This is a genomic window from Methanimicrococcus hacksteinii, assembly GCF_032714515.1.
GTDB classification, from domain to species: domain Archaea; phylum Halobacteriota; class Methanosarcinia; order Methanosarcinales; family Methanosarcinaceae; genus Methanimicrococcus; species Methanimicrococcus hacksteinii.
The window spans coordinates 88,117-105,024 of sequence record NZ_JAWDKC010000019.1; the positions used below are offsets into that span (position 1 = coordinate 88,117).

At 46.9% G+C, this 16,908-nt stretch carries 13 protein-coding genes; 5 read left to right on the plus strand and 8 right to left on the minus strand.

What is annotated here, in order from left to right; genetic code table 11:
* Window positions 1-25: 25 nt before the first annotated feature.
* Window positions 26-1,327: a phenylacetate--CoA ligase family protein gene (locus tag MmiAt1_RS06090; protein ID WP_318786001.1), complete on the plus strand. Its 1,302-nt coding sequence runs from the start codon at window positions 26-28 to the stop codon at window positions 1,325-1,327.
* A 220-nt stretch (window positions 1,328-1,547) separates the two neighbouring features.
* Here the strand turns inward: MmiAt1_RS06090 and MmiAt1_RS06095 are convergent, their stop codons facing one another.
* Window positions 1,548-1,967 carry a nucleoside 2-deoxyribosyltransferase gene (locus tag MmiAt1_RS06095; RefSeq protein ID WP_318786002.1) on the minus strand — a complete coding sequence of 140 codons (420 nt, stop codon included), beginning with the start codon at window positions 1,965-1,967 and terminating at the stop codon, window positions 1,548-1,550.
* Window positions 1,968-2,906: 939 nt separating this feature from the next.
* Window positions 2,907-4,916 carry a heavy metal translocating P-type ATPase gene (locus MmiAt1_RS06100; protein WP_318786003.1) on the minus strand — a complete coding sequence of 670 codons (2,010 nt, stop codon included), beginning with the start codon at window positions 4,914-4,916 and terminating at the stop codon, window positions 2,907-2,909.
* 287 nt (window positions 4,917-5,203) lie between these two features.
* On the opposite strand from MmiAt1_RS06100, the gene MmiAt1_RS06105 reads away from it, so the two are divergent.
* The 4 genes from MmiAt1_RS06105 to MmiAt1_RS06120 all read left to right on the plus strand — a co-directional run bounded on the left by MmiAt1_RS06105 (window position 5,204) and on the right by MmiAt1_RS06120 (window position 8,595).
* A complete protein-coding gene (locus MmiAt1_RS06105) occupies window positions 5,204-5,659 on the plus strand; it encodes a hypothetical protein (RefSeq protein WP_318786004.1) in 456 nt (151 codons plus the stop codon).
* A 53-nt stretch (window positions 5,660-5,712) separates the two neighbouring features.
* Window positions 5,713-6,735, plus strand: coding sequence for an N-acetyl-gamma-glutamyl-phosphate reductase (argC, locus tag MmiAt1_RS06110; RefSeq protein WP_318786005.1), 1,023 nt, complete (start codon window positions 5,713-5,715; stop codon window positions 6,733-6,735).
* Window positions 6,736-7,031: 296 nt separating this feature from the next.
* Window positions 7,032-8,249 carry a bifunctional ornithine acetyltransferase/N-acetylglutamate synthase gene (gene argJ, locus MmiAt1_RS06115; protein WP_318786029.1) on the plus strand — a complete coding sequence of 406 codons (1,218 nt, stop codon included), beginning with the start codon at window positions 7,032-7,034 and terminating at the stop codon, window positions 8,247-8,249.
* Between the two features lie 70 nt (window positions 8,250-8,319).
* Window positions 8,320-8,595, plus strand: coding sequence for a hypothetical protein (locus MmiAt1_RS06120; protein ID WP_318786006.1), 276 nt, complete (start codon window positions 8,320-8,322; stop codon window positions 8,593-8,595).
* A 72-nt stretch (window positions 8,596-8,667) separates the two neighbouring features.
* Here MmiAt1_RS06120 and MmiAt1_RS06125 read toward each other — a convergent pair whose 3' ends face one another.
* From MmiAt1_RS06125 to MmiAt1_RS06150, 6 genes are all read right to left on the minus strand, one after another.
* Entirely contained in the window at window positions 8,668-9,228 is a 561-nt protein-coding gene (locus MmiAt1_RS06125; protein WP_318786007.1) for a DUF805 domain-containing protein, read from the minus strand.
* A gap of 263 nt (window positions 9,229-9,491) precedes the next feature.
* Window positions 9,492-10,256, minus strand: coding sequence for a sensor histidine kinase (locus tag MmiAt1_RS06130; RefSeq protein ID WP_318786008.1), 765 nt, complete (start codon window positions 10,254-10,256; stop codon window positions 9,492-9,494).
* Between the two features lie 151 nt (window positions 10,257-10,407).
* Window positions 10,408-12,096: a hypothetical protein gene (locus MmiAt1_RS06135; protein ID WP_318786009.1), complete on the minus strand. Its 1,689-nt coding sequence runs from the start codon at window positions 12,094-12,096 to the stop codon at window positions 10,408-10,410.
* Complete coding sequence (locus MmiAt1_RS06140) at window positions 12,097-13,419, minus strand: Coenzyme F420 hydrogenase/dehydrogenase, beta subunit C-terminal domain (protein WP_318786010.1); 1,323 nt, start codon at window positions 13,417-13,419, stop codon at window positions 12,097-12,099.
* Entirely contained in the window at window positions 13,420-13,881 is a 462-nt protein-coding gene (locus MmiAt1_RS06145) for a hydrogenase iron-sulfur subunit (protein ID WP_318786011.1), read from the minus strand.
* Complete coding sequence (locus MmiAt1_RS06150) at window positions 13,881-16,907, minus strand: FAD-dependent oxidoreductase (RefSeq protein ID WP_318786012.1); 3,027 nt, start codon at window positions 16,905-16,907, stop codon at window positions 13,881-13,883. The genes MmiAt1_RS06145 and MmiAt1_RS06150 overlap by 1 nt, the downstream gene beginning before the upstream one ends.
* Window position 16,908: the final 1 nt, after the last annotated feature.

The following is a 16,908-nucleotide window of genomic DNA, read 5'->3' on the forward strand; positions in this document are numbered from 1 at the left end:
TATAAAAACAAAAGCAAGTGTCATTATGAAATATTGGGATCCGAAAATCGAAACGATGAATCGAAAGGAGATGCAGGCTCTTCAGTTTAAGCGCCTGAAAAAATCCGTGAAAACGGTTTACAGAAACGTTCCGTTTTATAAGCGCAAATTCGATGAAGTCGGGGTCAAGCCTGAAGACATTCGCTCTCTTTCAGATGTTTCCAAACTGCCGCACACGCTGAAAACAGATTTTACCGACAATTATCCGTTCGGCATGTTTTCCGTTCCGATGGATGACATCATCCGCATTCATTCGTCTTCGGGAACGACCGGAAAACCCAAAGTTGTCGGCTACACGAAAGGCGATATTGAAACCTGGGGCAATCTTTTGGCCCGCAATTTCACAATGGTCGGCTTGTCCCGCAAAGATATTTTCCAAAATTCCGTCAACTACGGCCTCTTCACGGGCGGCCTCGGCATTCACAACGGCATTGAAACACTCGGCGCAACCGCCATTCCGGCCGGCACCGGAAACACTCTCCGCCAGCTTGAAATGATGGTTGATTTCGGCGTCACCGCGCTTCACTGCACGCCGTCGTACGCGCTTTACCTCGCGGAAACCGCCGTTGACAACAATCTTGTCGGCAAACTCAAACTCAAAACCGGCTGCTTGGGCGCAGAACCCTGGTCGGAAAACATGAGAAAAACAATCGAAGACATGCTTGAAATCAAAGCCTACGACTCTTACGGCCTTTCCGAAATGTTCGGCCCGGGAATCGCTTTTGAATGCCCCTGCCAGGACGGCATGCACATTTGGGACGACCACTTTTTGGTGGAAGTTTTGGACAAAAACGGCGACCAAGTGTCCGTTGGCGAAAAAGGCGAACTCGTTCTCACATCGCTCACCAAAGAAGGATTAATCAACATCCGCTACCGCACCGGCGACATCACAAGACTGCTGGAGCCCGAATGCGAATGCGGCCGCTGCTCAACGCGCGTGTCGCGCATGATCGGGCGCGCCGATGACATGATTATCGTTCGCGGCATCAACGTTTTCCCGACGCAGGTTCAGGATGTCATTTCCAAGATTCCGGAAGTGACGAATCAGTTCCAGATTGTTTTAACCCGGAACGCCAAAAATTTAGATGAAATGACGGTTCAGGTCGAACTTGAAAAAGATGCTTTCACCGACGATTTGATCAAGCTTGAAAAAATTCAGCAGCGCGTCATCAACGAATTGATGAACGTGCTTTCCATCCGAACCGGCGTTGATTTGCTCGAATTCGGAAGCATCGAAAGAACAGGCGGCAAAGCAAAAAGAGTGATTGATAACAGGGCGCCGCTCTGATCTTTTACTTTTTTTTGTTTTCCTTTTTTTGTTATCTTTTTTTTGTTATCTTTTTTTTGTTTTTATTTTTGTTTTTACTTTTGTTTTTATTTTTGTTTTTATTTTTGTTTTTATTTTTGTTTTTACTTTTACATTTGGTTCTTTCAAATCTGTTTTTATTCTTTTTGATTCTCAATTAGATAGATTTTTGATGAAAAATAATCGGTTTTGAAAAAAGAAATTAATTTTTGTATTTTTCCAATGCTTTCTTCAAATCATCAGCATTGTCAACAAATTCGGTCAGCGTTTCCTGAATCATTAAATTAACGCGTTCATCGGGCGTTTGAATTCTGAAGTCCGTTCGAATTCCGATAATCGGCTTTTTCTGCGCGTAAGCGTAACCGAGTTCCCAGGCGGTTCCGGAATCAACGTCAACGCCTTCCAAAACGGCGACAACAAGATCGCTTTTTTGAAGGCCGCCGAAACAGTTGTTAAAAATAGAAGATTGGTTGCGGTCGTCGCGCTGATCTTTATTGTCTTCCGCGTCTTCCTGCGGCAGAAAAACGGAAAAACCCGAATCAAGCATCATTTTCTGAAGATTCTTATTAAACGTGCGCTCGGCTTCGGAAAAAAGAGCGCCTGCAAGATAAATTGTCGTCATAATCCAAAAAGAACCTGAAAAATATAAAAAGATGCTGATTTGGATGAAACGTTTTGGCAAAATAATGTTTTGGTGAAATGATTTGTTGTTTTGTTGTTTATTGAAATTTTCAAACGAAACATCGACTTTTCTTATTTTTCAAAAAATTGAACTCCGGTTTTTGCTTGAGCTGTCTTTAGGTTTTTGTTTTTTTGGTTTTATCGGGAGTTCGGGTTTGCCGGAAATTCAAAAAACCGATGTTTGGGTTTGAAACAAATACAGCAAACCCCACTCCAAATTACGAATTTCGGGCGACGCGAAGCGGCGAACGAAATCGGAATTTGGAGAGGTTTTTAAAAAAAGAAAATTTAAAGAAAAAGCACTCCGTTTTTTCCAGTTTATTCCCACCGTTTGCATTTTTCGTTGAATTCATGGGACGAATCTCCAACTCCTCCTTTCGCTCGCTGACGCTCACGAAACTCGTCGTTGGAGGCGGTTGTTTTGGTTTTTCAATTCATTTCAACACAAAATAAACATCGTTTTTCTTCAATTTTCAAAAATCCGAACTCCGTTTTTTGCTTGAACTGTTTTAGAATGCTGTTTTTGTTTTTCGGGGTTTATCGGGAGTTCGGGTTTGCCGAAAATTCAAAAAACGGATGTTTGTGTTTGAAACAAATACAGCAAACCCCACTCCAAATTACGAATTTCGGGCGGCGCGAAGCGGCGAACGAAATCGGAATTTGGAGAGGTTTTTAAAAAAAGAAAATAAAAAAAACGAATTTACGTTTTTTAATTTAAGTTAATTAATCACAGTTTCGAGATTTTTCGTTGAAAATATTTGAAATAAAAAAGTTCAAATTTATTGATTATGAAAACCGAACCCGAAAAACGGAATTTAAAAAATGGTGTCGTTCGCGCGCGACGCCGGTGCCGATGAATGAAAAGTGAAATGAACTCATTTCACTCATCATCAGCGGCAAACCGCCCGCATTTCGTCGGCAGCGTGTTCGAAACGGCGTGATCATTATTGGCGGGACTTGCGGAAACTGAAATCTTGTGATCGGATTTGGCATCCTTGTTTTTCTTTTTCTCAAAATTCCTGTCATAAAGCAGCGCCGCGTTTAAAACGACCAAAACCGACCCGACATTGTGGACCAGCGCGCCCGTCACCGGGGTTAAATATCCCGTGACCGAGAAGTAAATCGCAATCGCATTGATGATCATTGAAAGCGTGATGTTGAACTTGATGGTCCAAATCGTCGCATTGGACAAACGCTTCAGATACGGTATTTTCTCAATGTCGTCGCCCATTAACGCAATGTCCGACGCGTCAATCGCAATATCGCTTCCCATGCCGCCCATTGAAACGCCGACATCCGCCGTTTTCAAAGCAGGCGCGTCGTTCACGCCGTCGCCGATCATACAAACAATATGACCTTCGTCTTTCATTTTCTGAATCTCGGAAACCTTGTCCGCCGGCAGCAGCTCGGAACGGACTTCCGTGATGCCGACAATGGATGCAAAATAATCCGCCGTCTGCTTGTGATCACCCGTCAGCAGAACAACGTTCGTGTTCATCTCTTTCAGCTCGGCAACCATTTCCTTTGCCGCCGTCCGCAGCGTATCCGAAAGCGCGACCACGCCGATAACGCGGCTGTTTGCGGCAATCAAAATCGACGCCTTTCCTTCGGAGCGCAAATGTTCCAATTCCGAATGAACCTCATCACCGACAGAAACATTATTTTCCGCCATGAACCCCGCGTTGCCGCAAAAAACGGATTTGCCGTCCACAATCGAGCGGATACCTTTTCCCGGAATCATGAAGAAATCGGAAGATTCGGGAATTTCCAAACCGCAATTTTTAGCGTGCGCTGTCACCGCTTTTCCGAGCGGATGTTCCGAATAAGATTCCGCGGCAGCCGTCATTGACAAAATATCCGTTTCGGACAAATCCGGGTCAAACGAAACAACGTCGCTCACTTCCAAATCCCCGTGTGTGAGTGTTCCTGTCTTGTCAAACGCGATGCTGTCGACTTTTCCCATGTTTTCGAGCGCTTCACCGGATTTGATAATGACGCCGTGCTTGGTCGCCTGGCCGATGGCCGCAATGATGGATGTCGGCGTTGCGAGCACGAGCGCGCAGGGACAGAAAACAACGAGAACGGTCACGGCCCGAACCAGCTCGCCGGTCCAAAGGTAAGCCGCAACGGCAATGCCGAGCGCAATCGGAACCAGCCAGGTCGCCCATTTGTCGACAATGCGCTGCATCGGTGCCTGATTGTTTTCGGCTTCCTGAACCAAACGAATCAGCTTTTGAAGCGACGAATCTTCACCGACTTCGGTTGCGCGGATATCGACGGCGCCGAAACGATTCACGGTTCCGCAGAAAACGTTGTCGCCGATGGTTTTGTCAACCGGAAGGGATTCGCCGGTCATGATGGATTGATCAACGGAAGTATTTCCCGTAATGATTTCGCCGTCAACCGGAATGGTTTCTCCCGGAAGAATCCGAAGAAGGTCACCTTTTTTAATTTCTTCGGCGGGCACCATTTCTTCGGCAGCGACGCCGTCTTTCATCGTAATGCGCCGGCCCTGCGTCGGGGCAAGGTTAATCAATTTTTTAATGCCCTTTTTGGAACGCTCAACCGTTTTCTCTTCCAAAATGGCGCCGATCGCCATGATGAAAGCCACTTCACCCGCCGCGAAAACTTCGCCGATGTAAATGGAAGCAACCATCGCAATACAAATCAGCAGGGCGGATGACACCCATTTTTGATACACCAAACGTGTAATTGCCAAATACATCAGCGGATACCCGCAGACAATGACCGTCACCCATCCCGGGTCAATCAAAACGCTTTGCTCCTGTCCCGTTAAAAAAAGATACAAACTGGGAATCAAAAAAAGACCGGCAAAAATCGTTGCCGGTGTCCCGCTGCAAACATCAAACAGTTTTTTCAATAAGTTCATTTGAATCGGCTCCCTAAAAACCCAATAACCAAAAGTTATAAAGATAAAATAAACTGAATCTGTTTTAGTTTCAAAATTATATTAAGCTTACTGCTATCGTTTTGTTACACAAATTCAAATTTGTAAGAGTGTGTGTAACAAAATTTTACATTTTGCATAACAAAAACGACAAAACATGAAAAAACGTAAAATCAAAAATGAAATAAACGAGGATAAAAGACTGTTTTTTTGAAAAAAAGGCGTAATAAAAACGTGAATTTTCATCATAAAAACAGGATTTGAAAAATATGCAGGATTTCGGTTGTTTGATTCATTTATTGAAAATAAATTCAAAATCAAAAAAACAAAGTAAAGGTGAGGGTAAAAACAAAATCAAAAACAAAATCAAAAACAAAATCAAAAACAAAATCAAAAACAAAATTAAAAACAAAAATTTAAAAGTTCAAATCAAAAGTTCAAAATCAAAAGTTCAAAATCAAAGTTCAAAATCAAAGTTCAAAACTAAAAGTTCAAAATCAAAGTTCAAAATCAAAAGTTCAAAATCAAAAGTTCAAAATCAAAAGTTCAAAATCAAAGTTCAAAATCAAAAGTTCAAAATCAAAGTTCAAAATCAAAAGTTCAAAATCAAAGTTCAAAAATTTAAAATTAAACAAATATTCAAAAATCCGGAAATTCGAAACAAGATTTTAAATCATTATAAAAGATTTATATATACAAATTTCTTAACTCAAATAAAAAACTGAGAACGGCAAACTGAAAGAAAGATTGCCGGTTCGAAGCAGAAAAAGGAAAAATTATGATTAAAATCGGTATTGTCGGTGCTTCCGGTTACACGGGGGAAGAATTGCTGCGCCTTTTATCAAACCATCCGTCAGCGGAAGTTGTTGCCGCGACGGCGCGCGCGGCTGCGGGAAAGAAAGTTTCGTCTGTTCATGAAAATCTGAAAGGCCTTTATGATTTGACGTTTGAAGAGCCGGATTATGAAAAGATCAAAAAAGAGTGCGACATTGTTTTCATGGCGGTTCCGCACGGAACGGCAATGGATGCGGTGCCTGAAATTTTGAAGGACAGCAAATGCAGAATCATTGATTTGAGCGCGGACTATCGTCTCAAAACGAATGTTTTCGAAGACGTTTACGGCATGAAGCACAAAGCGCCGATTGACGCGGTTTATGCGATTCCGGAAGTTCACCCGGAAGTCAACGCCGATTTAAAAGACCGTTTGATTGCAAATCCGGGATGCTTCCCGACAGGCGCAACGCTTGCCGCAGCGCCGCTTGCTGCCGCCGGCCTTTTGAAATCCGTGATTTTTGACTCCAAAACCGGCGTCACCGGCGCCGGAAACACGCCGTCTGCCACATCCCACTATCCGAATTTGGCGGAAAACATCATCCCGTACAAATTAACGGCGCACCGCCACTTAGCGGAAATGGTCCAGGAAGTCTCCCGCCTGCAGCCCGGATTTGAGAATGTTTCATTTACGCCGCATGTCATTCCCGTTTCGCGCGGCATCATGACGACGGCACACATTGAGACGACGGAAAAATTGACGACGGCAGACGTTCAAAATTTGTATGAAGATTATTACGACGGCAAACCGTTCGTTCAGTTCGCCGAAACCGTGCCGTCGCTGGCTAACGTTCGCGGTTCAAATTTCTGTCACATCGGCATGGAAGCGGATGCGCGCAGCAACCGTGTTGTTGTCCTCTCAGCCATTGACAACCTTGTAAAAGGCGCCTCCGGCCAGGCCATCCAGAACATGAATCTGATCTGCGGTCTCAAAGAAACAGAAGGGCTTTGGTTCCCGGGATTGATTTAAATGGAAAAGTGAAAATCAACACCAAATTAAATATATAAATATGGTCGTATTTAATGATGAAAAGCCGATAAACCGGTTGAAAAACAATATTCAATATTAAAGGCACATTTAAAACTATATTCAATATTAAAGGCATGTTTAAAACTGTATTCAATATTAGAAGCAATGTTTAAAACTGTATTCACTATTAGAAGCAATGTTTAAACCAATATTCAGCATTTAAAACAATTTCAAAAACAATCATTAAAAACAGTCTTAAAAACGACATCAGTAAAAACAAACGAGGAAGTCAAATGATTCAGAAAATTACAGGCGGTGTCTGTGCCGTTGACGGTGTTGAAGCTTTCGGCATCAAAGAAGGCAAATACGGTCTTGCGATTATTACCGCGAAGGGAAATGCAGCGGGCGTTTATACGAAAAACAGGGTGGTTGCGGCGCCCGTTATCGTGACGAAGGAAAAGCTGGAAACAAACGGCGGTTATTTGGAAGCCGTGATTGCAAACAGCGGCAACGCCAATGCTTTTACCGGTGAAGACGGGATTTTCGATGCCAATGAAATGGCCGATGTTTTGGCACAAAATCTTGAAATCGACCCGAAATATGTCGCCGTCGCTTCAACTGGCGTGATCGGGCGCAAACTTCACATTGATAAAATTAAAAATCAAATCGGCGACGTTCTTCCGAAACTTTCCTCAACGGAAAAAGCAAATGAAGAAGCAATGAAAGCCATCATGACGACGGATTTGGTGCCCAAAGGATTTGCTGTTGAAGCGCAAACGAGCAAGGGAAATTTCAGAGTCGGCGGCATTGCCAAAGGCTCGGGCATGATTGAGCCGAACATGGGAACGATGCTTTCTTTCGTTTATACGGATGCCGATGTGACGTCAAGCCTGCTTCAGATGTGTTTGAAAGATGCGACGGACTGCACGTTTAACAGAATTGTTGTTGACGGCGACACCAGCACAAACGACATGTGCTTGATTACGGCAACCGGAAAATCGGGTGTGAACATTAATCTGGATGATGAAATGATTTATTCCGAATTTCAAATCGCTTTGGAAACGGTCATGAAAGAGCTGGCCAAGATGATTGCCAAAGACGGCGAAGGTGCAACCAAACTGATTGAATGCACGGCCTCCGGCGCATACACGGAAGAAGACGCTGTGTTGGCTGCAAAAGCAATCGTTCGCTCACCGCTTGTCAAAACCGCGATTTTCGGAAACGACCCGAACTGGGGACGAATTGTCGCCGCTGCCGGATATTCGGGCGCCGAGTTTGACCAAGATCAGATTTCTTTGGAAGTTGCCGACGGCTCTCATTCCGTTTCGTTGGTTGACAAAGGAGAAATTACCAAAAATGACGAGGCGACGCTTGGAAAATTAAAAGCGATCATGAGCGCCGAAACCATTTACATCAAAGTGGATTTGGGAACGGACTACACCGGAACGGCAACCGCTTGGGGCTGCGATTTGACATATGATTATGTTAAAATCAACGCCGATTATACGACGTAATTCGGAGACCAAATTTCTCCGAACTTTTTTTATTTTATTTTAATTTTAATTGTGTTTTTGATTTCTGATTTTGAGACAGTCAGTATTGTTAGTCGGTATTGCTGCTGTCTGTTTGCTGCTTCTGCCTGTTATTGTCTGCTGCCTGCTTGTCTGCTGCTGCCTGCAATGCAGATGCATTTCTGTGTGTATCATCTCATTTTTAGCACATCCGCTCGCTACGCGAGCGTGGGCACATTACCTTACTGTTTCCGTTTGGCACAGATTACCTTACCGATTCTGTAAATACAGTTGCCGACTTGCAGCCTTGCTCCTGCTGCCGCCGCCGCGCGCGAGCTGCACCCGTTAAAAAAGAGAATGAAAAATTAAATCCCGTTTTTCAAAAATATTACAATCGATCTCGAATTTTGAGAAAATGAATTCAAACTGAATTTTCGGTTTCTTCGATTTCTTCAACTTCCCCGGTTTCTTCAACTTTTTCTGTCTCAATTTCGATTTCTTCGTATTCGCCGCTCGTAACCGGAACGCGTCCTTTCGGATCTTCGCCGTATTTATTCGGGCCGGGTGTTCCGTCCCAAAGACATAAAACCACATCCAAAAGAAGGCCGATCGGAATCGGTATGATGCCGATTGAGATTGTTAAAAGTTTCAGCGGCCAAAGCCAGCCGGTGACATCAACATCGTGAAGGCGGCGAATGGTTTGACAGATTGTAAAAAGGAAGGTCAGGACAGCCAGTAAGATGAGAATCATCATTGCGGCAAAGAAGAGGAATGACAGGATGGAATCAATGACGGGCGGGAACGGGCCGAAAGAGTAAATGAGGTCTGCAAGTTTAAAATGCAAGCGATATTTTAAAATGCCGTAAGCCAAGAAGCCGAAAAACAGCCAGTAAAAAATGTTGACGGCAATATAAGTGCCGCGGGAAATCCTGTCGTTGTAAGTAAAATTCTCACGAACCCATGAAATTAAACTGAATACCATTTTGTTTGTCCTGCGCCTGAATCAATGAAAATAATCAATCCTGAAATTAAAATTGAAAGAAAATAAATAAAACTGAAATAAACAAAGTTAGAATAAATAACAGAAAATGAATAATTCCGACAGGATAAATATCATGCGGTTTGAAATAAAAATTTAAACTGTTAAAACGGAGACTGTTTAAACTGAAATAAACTGAAATTAAACGGAAATTGTTATTGAGATTGCTTAAACTGAAACAATTTAACTGACCTGTCTCATTCCGATTACATATTAATCGGCAGGTCAATGCAGAAATAGGTTCCTTTTTCTTCCGTGCTTTCGAAGTGAACGTGGCCGCCGAGCGCCTTTTCGCCGAGCAGGCGGATGCTGAACATGCCGAGGCCGCGGTTGACGCCTTTGGTTGAAAATTGCGTGTTGAAAAGCATTTCCTGAATTTCGGGGTCAATCACGCTACTGTTGTGAACCCAAAAGCTGATCCTGTCATCTTTTTTGGAAGATCCGATTTGGACCGAGCCGCCCTCAACGGTCGCTTCAATCGCGTTTTTGGTCATGTTTACCAAAATGCGGGACAGCAAAACCTTGTCGGTCGCGATTGATTCGACGGGGCCGTCAACAATCTCGATGCTCCGTCCTTTTGAAACATCATGAAGCTTCAGCTTCATTGCCGTCAGCTCCAAAATTTCATGCGTTTTCGTGACTTCCAAAACCGGCTTGAACTGATTGCCTTCCGCCTTTAAAAAAGCGCGGTGATATTCAATCTCTTCAACCATCGAATCGCACAAAAGAATCGCGTTGGCCGAATACTTCTTCATCTTTTCGGGATCGTCAATTTCCGTCAGCAATTCCAAATAACCCCGCAAACCGCCGGCCGAATTTAAAATGTCATGAAGAAAAGCAAATTCTGTCTGCTGCATCATCTCAGGCGACCGGACCGACAGGTGATGAGACGCGCTCGGCGTTTCAAACAGATCTTCCCGCTCCGGTGTAAACGGCCGCGGTGCCGTGCATTTTTTGGTATTCTGAGACATTTCATCAATCCGAAAATTTGAAAGATTTTAGAGAGTGATAAACGCGATGATATTATAAAAACATATCAGAGAGATGCTGACATAAAATTATGAAAAATAAAAATGAAAAATAAAAATGAAAAATAAAAATGAAAAAAATAATGAATGAACCTCAGGATTGAGGAACATTGCATTCTTTGACAATTTCAGGTTCGTCCGGCTTTGTCGGGGTGTGCCGAATCGTCACATCCGTCACCGGCGCCTTTGCAAACGGCTGTTTTCTCAAAGACAAAACATATCCGTCAGCCATCGGCGAAACCTTAAAGCGCGTTGTTTTGGTGACTTCACCGCAGGCGCATGTCACATCCGCCGTGTAGCCTTTCAGAAGCGCGGAGGTTCTGACTTGTCCGCGGCTGATCTCAATGTAGTTGTCATTGTCGATCATGCCGTTCCAGATGAACGGATTCATCAGATAAACGTGCTTCACCGCATCGCCGTTTTCGCCGTCGCCGCCTGCTTTGGAAACAAATGATTCCGGCTGTGAAAAGTCCGAAAACGTTGCTTTCAAGTCCGGCAGACCGTCGGAGATCTTTTTGATTTCAGAAGCCGATTTCTTTTCCGGAACCGTCACTTTATACTCATCCGCGGACGCGCCGAGCATTTCGGCGGCTTCGGCAGAGATTGCTTCAAAGTCAAGCGCAGATCCGCCGAGCGCTTCTAAAATGCCCGAAAGCACATTAAAGCCCGTCAGCGGCGTGTCGCCGGCAGCAGCCGTTGTCTGAATCAAACGTCCTTCCGCGTTCATGACAGAGCCTTTCTTCTTGTAAAACGGCTCCGTTGCAATCACAATGTCAGCGGCGGCACAAGCGGTCGTGTCGCGCGACGCAATCACAATCGCATGTTCCAAATTCTTAAAAGATTCCTTGAGATTCTCGTTTAAACAAAGATCAATCAAATCAGAATCCAGACAAACCAGCACTTTCAAGTCGCCCGTTTCCATCTTCGAAACGATGTCGTCAAAAGACTGCTGCTTTGTGTGCTTGGACAAATATCCTGCGCCGGTCGCGTTCATGAACGGGCGCATAAAAAGGAGTTTGGATTTGCCGCCCGCCATTTCAACAAGTTCTGCCAGCTGCTTTGCATAAGTGTAAGGCGTCAAATCGGAAACAATAACGGTGTCTTCATCCGGCGCAAATTCCTTCACATCGTAAAGACTCGTTCCAGGCTCAACCGTCACATTTGCCGTCGCAATCGCCAATTCTTTCAAACCGAAAGAAACGATCTCGGCACCTTTCTCTTTGGCGTGCACCAAACGTCTGATCAAAAGCGGATAAGAAACGTACGGGTCAACGAAAAGATAAATTTTCTTTGCCGTTTCCACATCATCATACGTTGTGCCGCGGCCCGTGTAAGCATGCAGCTTTCCGATGTCTTTGAAAAGGCCGGTCATTCCGGTGTTGACGGGAACGCCCAGTTTCTCGCCGATTTTCATCAGCGCCAAATGCTCTTCATTCGTCGTTCCGCCGACAGAGAGGAGCGCAATTTCAGAGGCGTCCGCATTTTTCAAAGCTTCCGCGGCTTTTGCAGCGGCTTCTTCAGCAGATGCGGCTTTTCCGGCGATGCTTGAGACAGCCGGACAATAGCTGTTCGCCAAATTCACGCCGAAGCGGCAGAGCTTTCCCTGGTTGACGGGAGACGCTTTCCGGTAGTCGATGTTTAACATCGGCGCGCCGCAGGCCGTGCCTGTCTGAACAGCTTGTGTCTCCAGTTCTCTCATGTAAACACCGCAGCCGAAACCGCAGCCGTAACAAACGGTTGAATAAACATTTTCCTTAAATTTAGGATCAACAACTTCAGGCATTTACTGCACCTCCTCCAATTTGATTTCAAAGAACGGCGGCGTTCTGTCATCCATTCCGGTCACATAATTCAGCTCATCCTGAATCGGGTTGGCGAACTTTCTGTAAAGCCTTGCCAGCGGAATATCAGCCGGACAGACATCCGAACACTGACCGCAGCCGACACAAGAGTCCATCAAGTGCAGGAAACGGATCATATGGAACAGTGAAATGTCATAGCTGTCGACCGGATCATTAAACGCCGTGCATTTGGCTTCCGTTCCGCACGCGCAGGGCGGGCAGACAGAGCGGCAGGCACCGCAGTTGATACAGTTGACCAATTCTTTTTGGAATTCCTGAAGCGTTTGGTCATGCAGCGGCACAAAGATTTCCTCTTTGGTTTTGGCCGACATCTTCAGCATAATGCCGTTCACTTTTTCGCGGGCAACGGCTGCAGGCTCGCTGGCCTCTTTGACCTCGGCGTAGCCGCCTTCAACAGCGTTTCTTAAGAATTCGGCACCTTTTTCAGTCATCACTTCAACGAAAGTGCCTTTGCCGGCGTAATCGGGCATGACGCCCCAGTTGCCGCAGGCCAAGTCGGAATTGGTCGCAATCTTAACAACACAGTAGCGGCAGTTTTCACGGCGGCCGTTGTCTTCTTCTTCCAATTCGTCGATGGATTCGGCGTGGTGTTCGCCGTCGACCGTTTCTAAAATCAATTTGCCTTTTTCGATTTCTTCGGCGCGGACGTCGTCGGGATTGACTCCGTAAACTTCCTCCGTCACCTTTCGAATCTTGTACGGCATCATTGTTCCGCCGCAGTTCAGACCGATTGTAAAAATCTTATCCAGATCAATCATATTGCGCTTCTGCTGCTCGCGAATACCGCGCATATCACACGGCTTGACGGCAAGCGCAATCGTCGCGTCATTCTGGAACTGGCGCAGATATTTGGTCGGGTTGGAAATCAGCATATGCATCGAACCGGCCGATGCGTAAACATCGTCAACGTCAGACGTCAAAACCGGAACAGCTTCATACTGGCTGGTTTTCTTCAGAACAACAACGTGTTCGATCAATCCCTTTTCAAGCGCGCCGGCCAAAACGGATGTCACCAAACCGCCGGATCCGCCTTCCTTTCGAACTTCGTCGCGGATGGACCAGCCGATGTATTTGCCGCCGACTTTAATATCGGACGGTTTTAAAAGATCGCCGACGGTTGACGGTGCCGGAGGTTTCTTCTCGGGCGGCTTTCCGGCCGGCGGTGCGCCTGCTGCCGGTGCACCTGCTGCGGGAGTGCCTGCTGCCGGTGCGCCTGCGGGTGCCGCATTCTCGGGTGCGGACATTTAAATCACCCCTTCCTTGCGAAGCGGACTCGGACCCAGAGCCTTCACCTTTTCAACCATTTCGGTCACAAATTCGGCGAACTGCTGACCTTCGGAAGCCGAGATCCAGCGAAGAATCAAACGGTTGTCTTCCAAGCCCATTTCATTAAGCATAGACTTCACGAATTTGTATTTCACAAGCGTTTTGTCATTGCCGTTGACATAGTGGCAGTCGCCGATATGGCAGCCGGTAATCAAAACGCCGTCGGCGCCTTCCAAAAAGGCCGTGTAAATGTGTACCGGGTCAATCCGGCTGGAGCACATCACACGAACGACACGGACATTTGTCGGCTGCTGGAAACGGGCAACACCGGCACCGTCGGCACCGGCGTAAGAACACCAGTTGCAGCAGAACATTACAATTTTCGGAACATATTCGCCGGAAGAGGCAGAGCTGCTTGCGACTGTTTTAACCTCGGACATCAGTTCACCTCCTCTTCGAAATAAAACACACTCTTGACCTGGGACAGAAGCTGGACATTGTCAAAGTGAGACTGGTCAATCGCTCCCGTGGGGCAAGACATGGCACAGCAGCCGCATCCTTTGCAGGCTGCCGGATTAATCACAGAGCGGAGCGCTTTAAAGGACAAACCTTTTTGCGTCACCACTTTTTCTTCAAGTGTTATCGCGTGGTACGGGCAGACATCTTTACAGGCGCCGCAGCCGACACAAACTGCTTCATCAACAGAAGAGAGTTCGGCCGGAGACAAAAGCGCGTCTCTGGAAAGAATCGTGCAGGCACGGGATGCTGCTGCCTGGGCCTGATAAACAGATTCCTCGAAAAGTTTCGGGAACTGTGCCAAACCGCAGACGAAAACGCCGTCCGTTCCGAAGTCGACCGGTCTGAGTTTCGGGTGAACTTCCATGAAGAAGCCGTCTCTTGTGAGCGGGACTTTCATCATCGGACCGACATCGTGATTGCCTTCTTCGGCGACCGTTGCCGCGCTGAGAACAACGCAGTCGGCTTCCAGATTGAAGTGCAGGTTGATGGTACGGTCGTGAACCGCCACCGTGTTTCCGGAAACGACCGGCGGCTCGTCTTTGTCGTACATCATGAAATGGATGCCGGCTTCACGGGCTTTGGTGTATTCTTCCTCGTACATGCCGTAGGTTCGGATGTCGCGGTAAAGAACATAGATTTCCGCATCGGGATTCTGGGCCTTGTACTGAACCGCATTTCTGACCGTGTTGGTACAGCAGATTCTGGAACAGTACGGGCGTTCGGCGTTTCTGCTGCCGGCGCACTGAATGAAAACGACATTCTTGAAACCGCCTTCATTTTTATCAACCATTTCCTTGAATTCAAGCTGCGTCTTGACAATCGGATTGTCCTGATAGCCGAAAAGGCCGGGCTGCTTTAATTCGTGGGCGCCGGTGGCAATGATAATAATACCGAAGTCCAATTCTTTGGAAACCTTGCCGTCCGTCATGATTTGGCCTCTGAAGTTGCCGACGGATCCGGTGACGTTTTCCATGACAGAATTATAATGGATGTGAATTTTGTCACTGGCTTTCGCTTTCTGGATGATTGCTTCCAGCTGCGGTTTGTAGCTTTCCAAATTTTTGATGTTGCCGCCGAGTTCGCCGGTTTTTTCAATCAAATCAACAACGTAGCCGTTGTCGGCAAGTTCGTTGGCTGCCGTGAGTCCTGAGACACCGCCGCCGAGGACGACCGCGTTGTGAACAAGCGGCAGGGACTGGCTGTAAAGCGGTGTGTAATATTTGACTTTGCCGACAGCCTGGCGCACCAAGTCTTTGGCTTTGTGCGTTGCTTCTTCGGGCGCATCATGGTGAATCCAGGAACAGTGCTCGCGGATGTTTGCAAATTCGAAAAGCCACGGGTTGAGGCCGGCTTCCTGGCAGGTCTGCTGGAAGAGCGGCTCGTGCGTTCTGGGCGTACAGGCTGCCACAACGAAGCGGTTGAGCTTGTAGTCCTGAATCATGTCGTAAATGCGGCTCTGGGTGTCATCCGCACAGGAATACATTTCCTCTTTGGCAATGACGACATTCGGAAGTGTTGCCGCGTAGTCGACGACGGCCGGGACATCCACAACGCCGCCGATGTTTGTTCCGCAGCGGCAGATAATCACGCCGATACGGGGTTCATCGCCGATCGGGTTTTCCGGCGGGATTTCAACAATCGTTTCCAAGCTTTTGCGGACTTCATTCAAAAGCGCGCCGGCTTTGGATGCCGCGCCGCTGGCTTGAGCGACGGATTCCGGAATGTCTTTGGGACCTTGCGCGACGCCGGCCGTAAAGATGCCTGGGCGGCTTGTCTCTGTCGGTGTTTCCGTGCCGGTCTGAATGAATCCGTATTTGTCGAGTTCAACGTCAAGGATTTTGGCAAGCTCAACCGTTGATTTCGGGGCTTCCAAGCCGACGGAAAGAACGACCAAATCGAATTCTTCGTGAAGCACTTCGCTTTCGGGACCTTCATAACGAAGGGAAAGGACACCGCTGTCTTTGACGTCAACGCCGGACGGGCGGGAGTTAATGAAACGAACACCGTCGTCCTGAGCGCGGAGCGCAAATTCTTCGTAGCCTTTGCCGAACGTTCTCAGATCAATATTAAAGATGGCCACATCCACTTCGGGGTGGTGGTCTTTAATCAGACGGGACTGCTTGACCGCGTAGGTACAGCAGACGGAAGAGCAGTACGCTCTGTTAATTTCAGGGTTGCGTGAGCCGATGCACTGAATGAAAGCAATTTTCTCAGGGAGCTCGCCTTTGGAGGTCTGAATGTGACCGGCGAACGGACCGGAAGCGTTGGTGTATCTTTCAAACTGAAGGGCGGTCACGACATCGGGGTGGTCGAAGCGGTAGGCTTCCAAAATGGTCGGATTGAACGCTTCAAATCCGGTGGCCATGACGACGGCGCCGACTTCGATGTCCTCGAATTCGTCGGTCAGCTCGTAGTTGACCGCGCCGCGCTGGCAGACTTTTGCGCAATTGCCGCACTTGCCGTTTTTGAGCATGAGACAGTTGTCGGGATCAATCGTCACGATTTTCGGAATCGCCTGCGGGAATTGGAAGTAAATGGCTTTTCTCTTGGCGAGGCCTTCTTCGAATTCGTCGTCGACTTTCTTCGGACATTTTGCCAAACAGTCACCGCAGCCGACGCATTTGTCAACGTCGATGTAGCGGGTCTTTTTCTTAACGGTCAATGTGAAATTGCCGACGTCGCCGGAAATGCCGGTGACTTCGGAATAAGTCATGAGCTGAATGTCGGGATGGCGGCTGGCTTCCACAAGTTTCGGGGACAAGATACAAGCCGAACAGTCCAGTGTCGGGAAAGTCTTGTCAAGCTGTGCCATGACACCGCCAATCGACGGCTTGGATTCAATCAAATAAACGCGGTAGCCGCTGTTGGCTAAGTCAAGCGCGGATTGAACACCGGCAATACCGCCGCCGATAACGGCGACTGCGCCGACAGCATTTGAGTTTGCCATA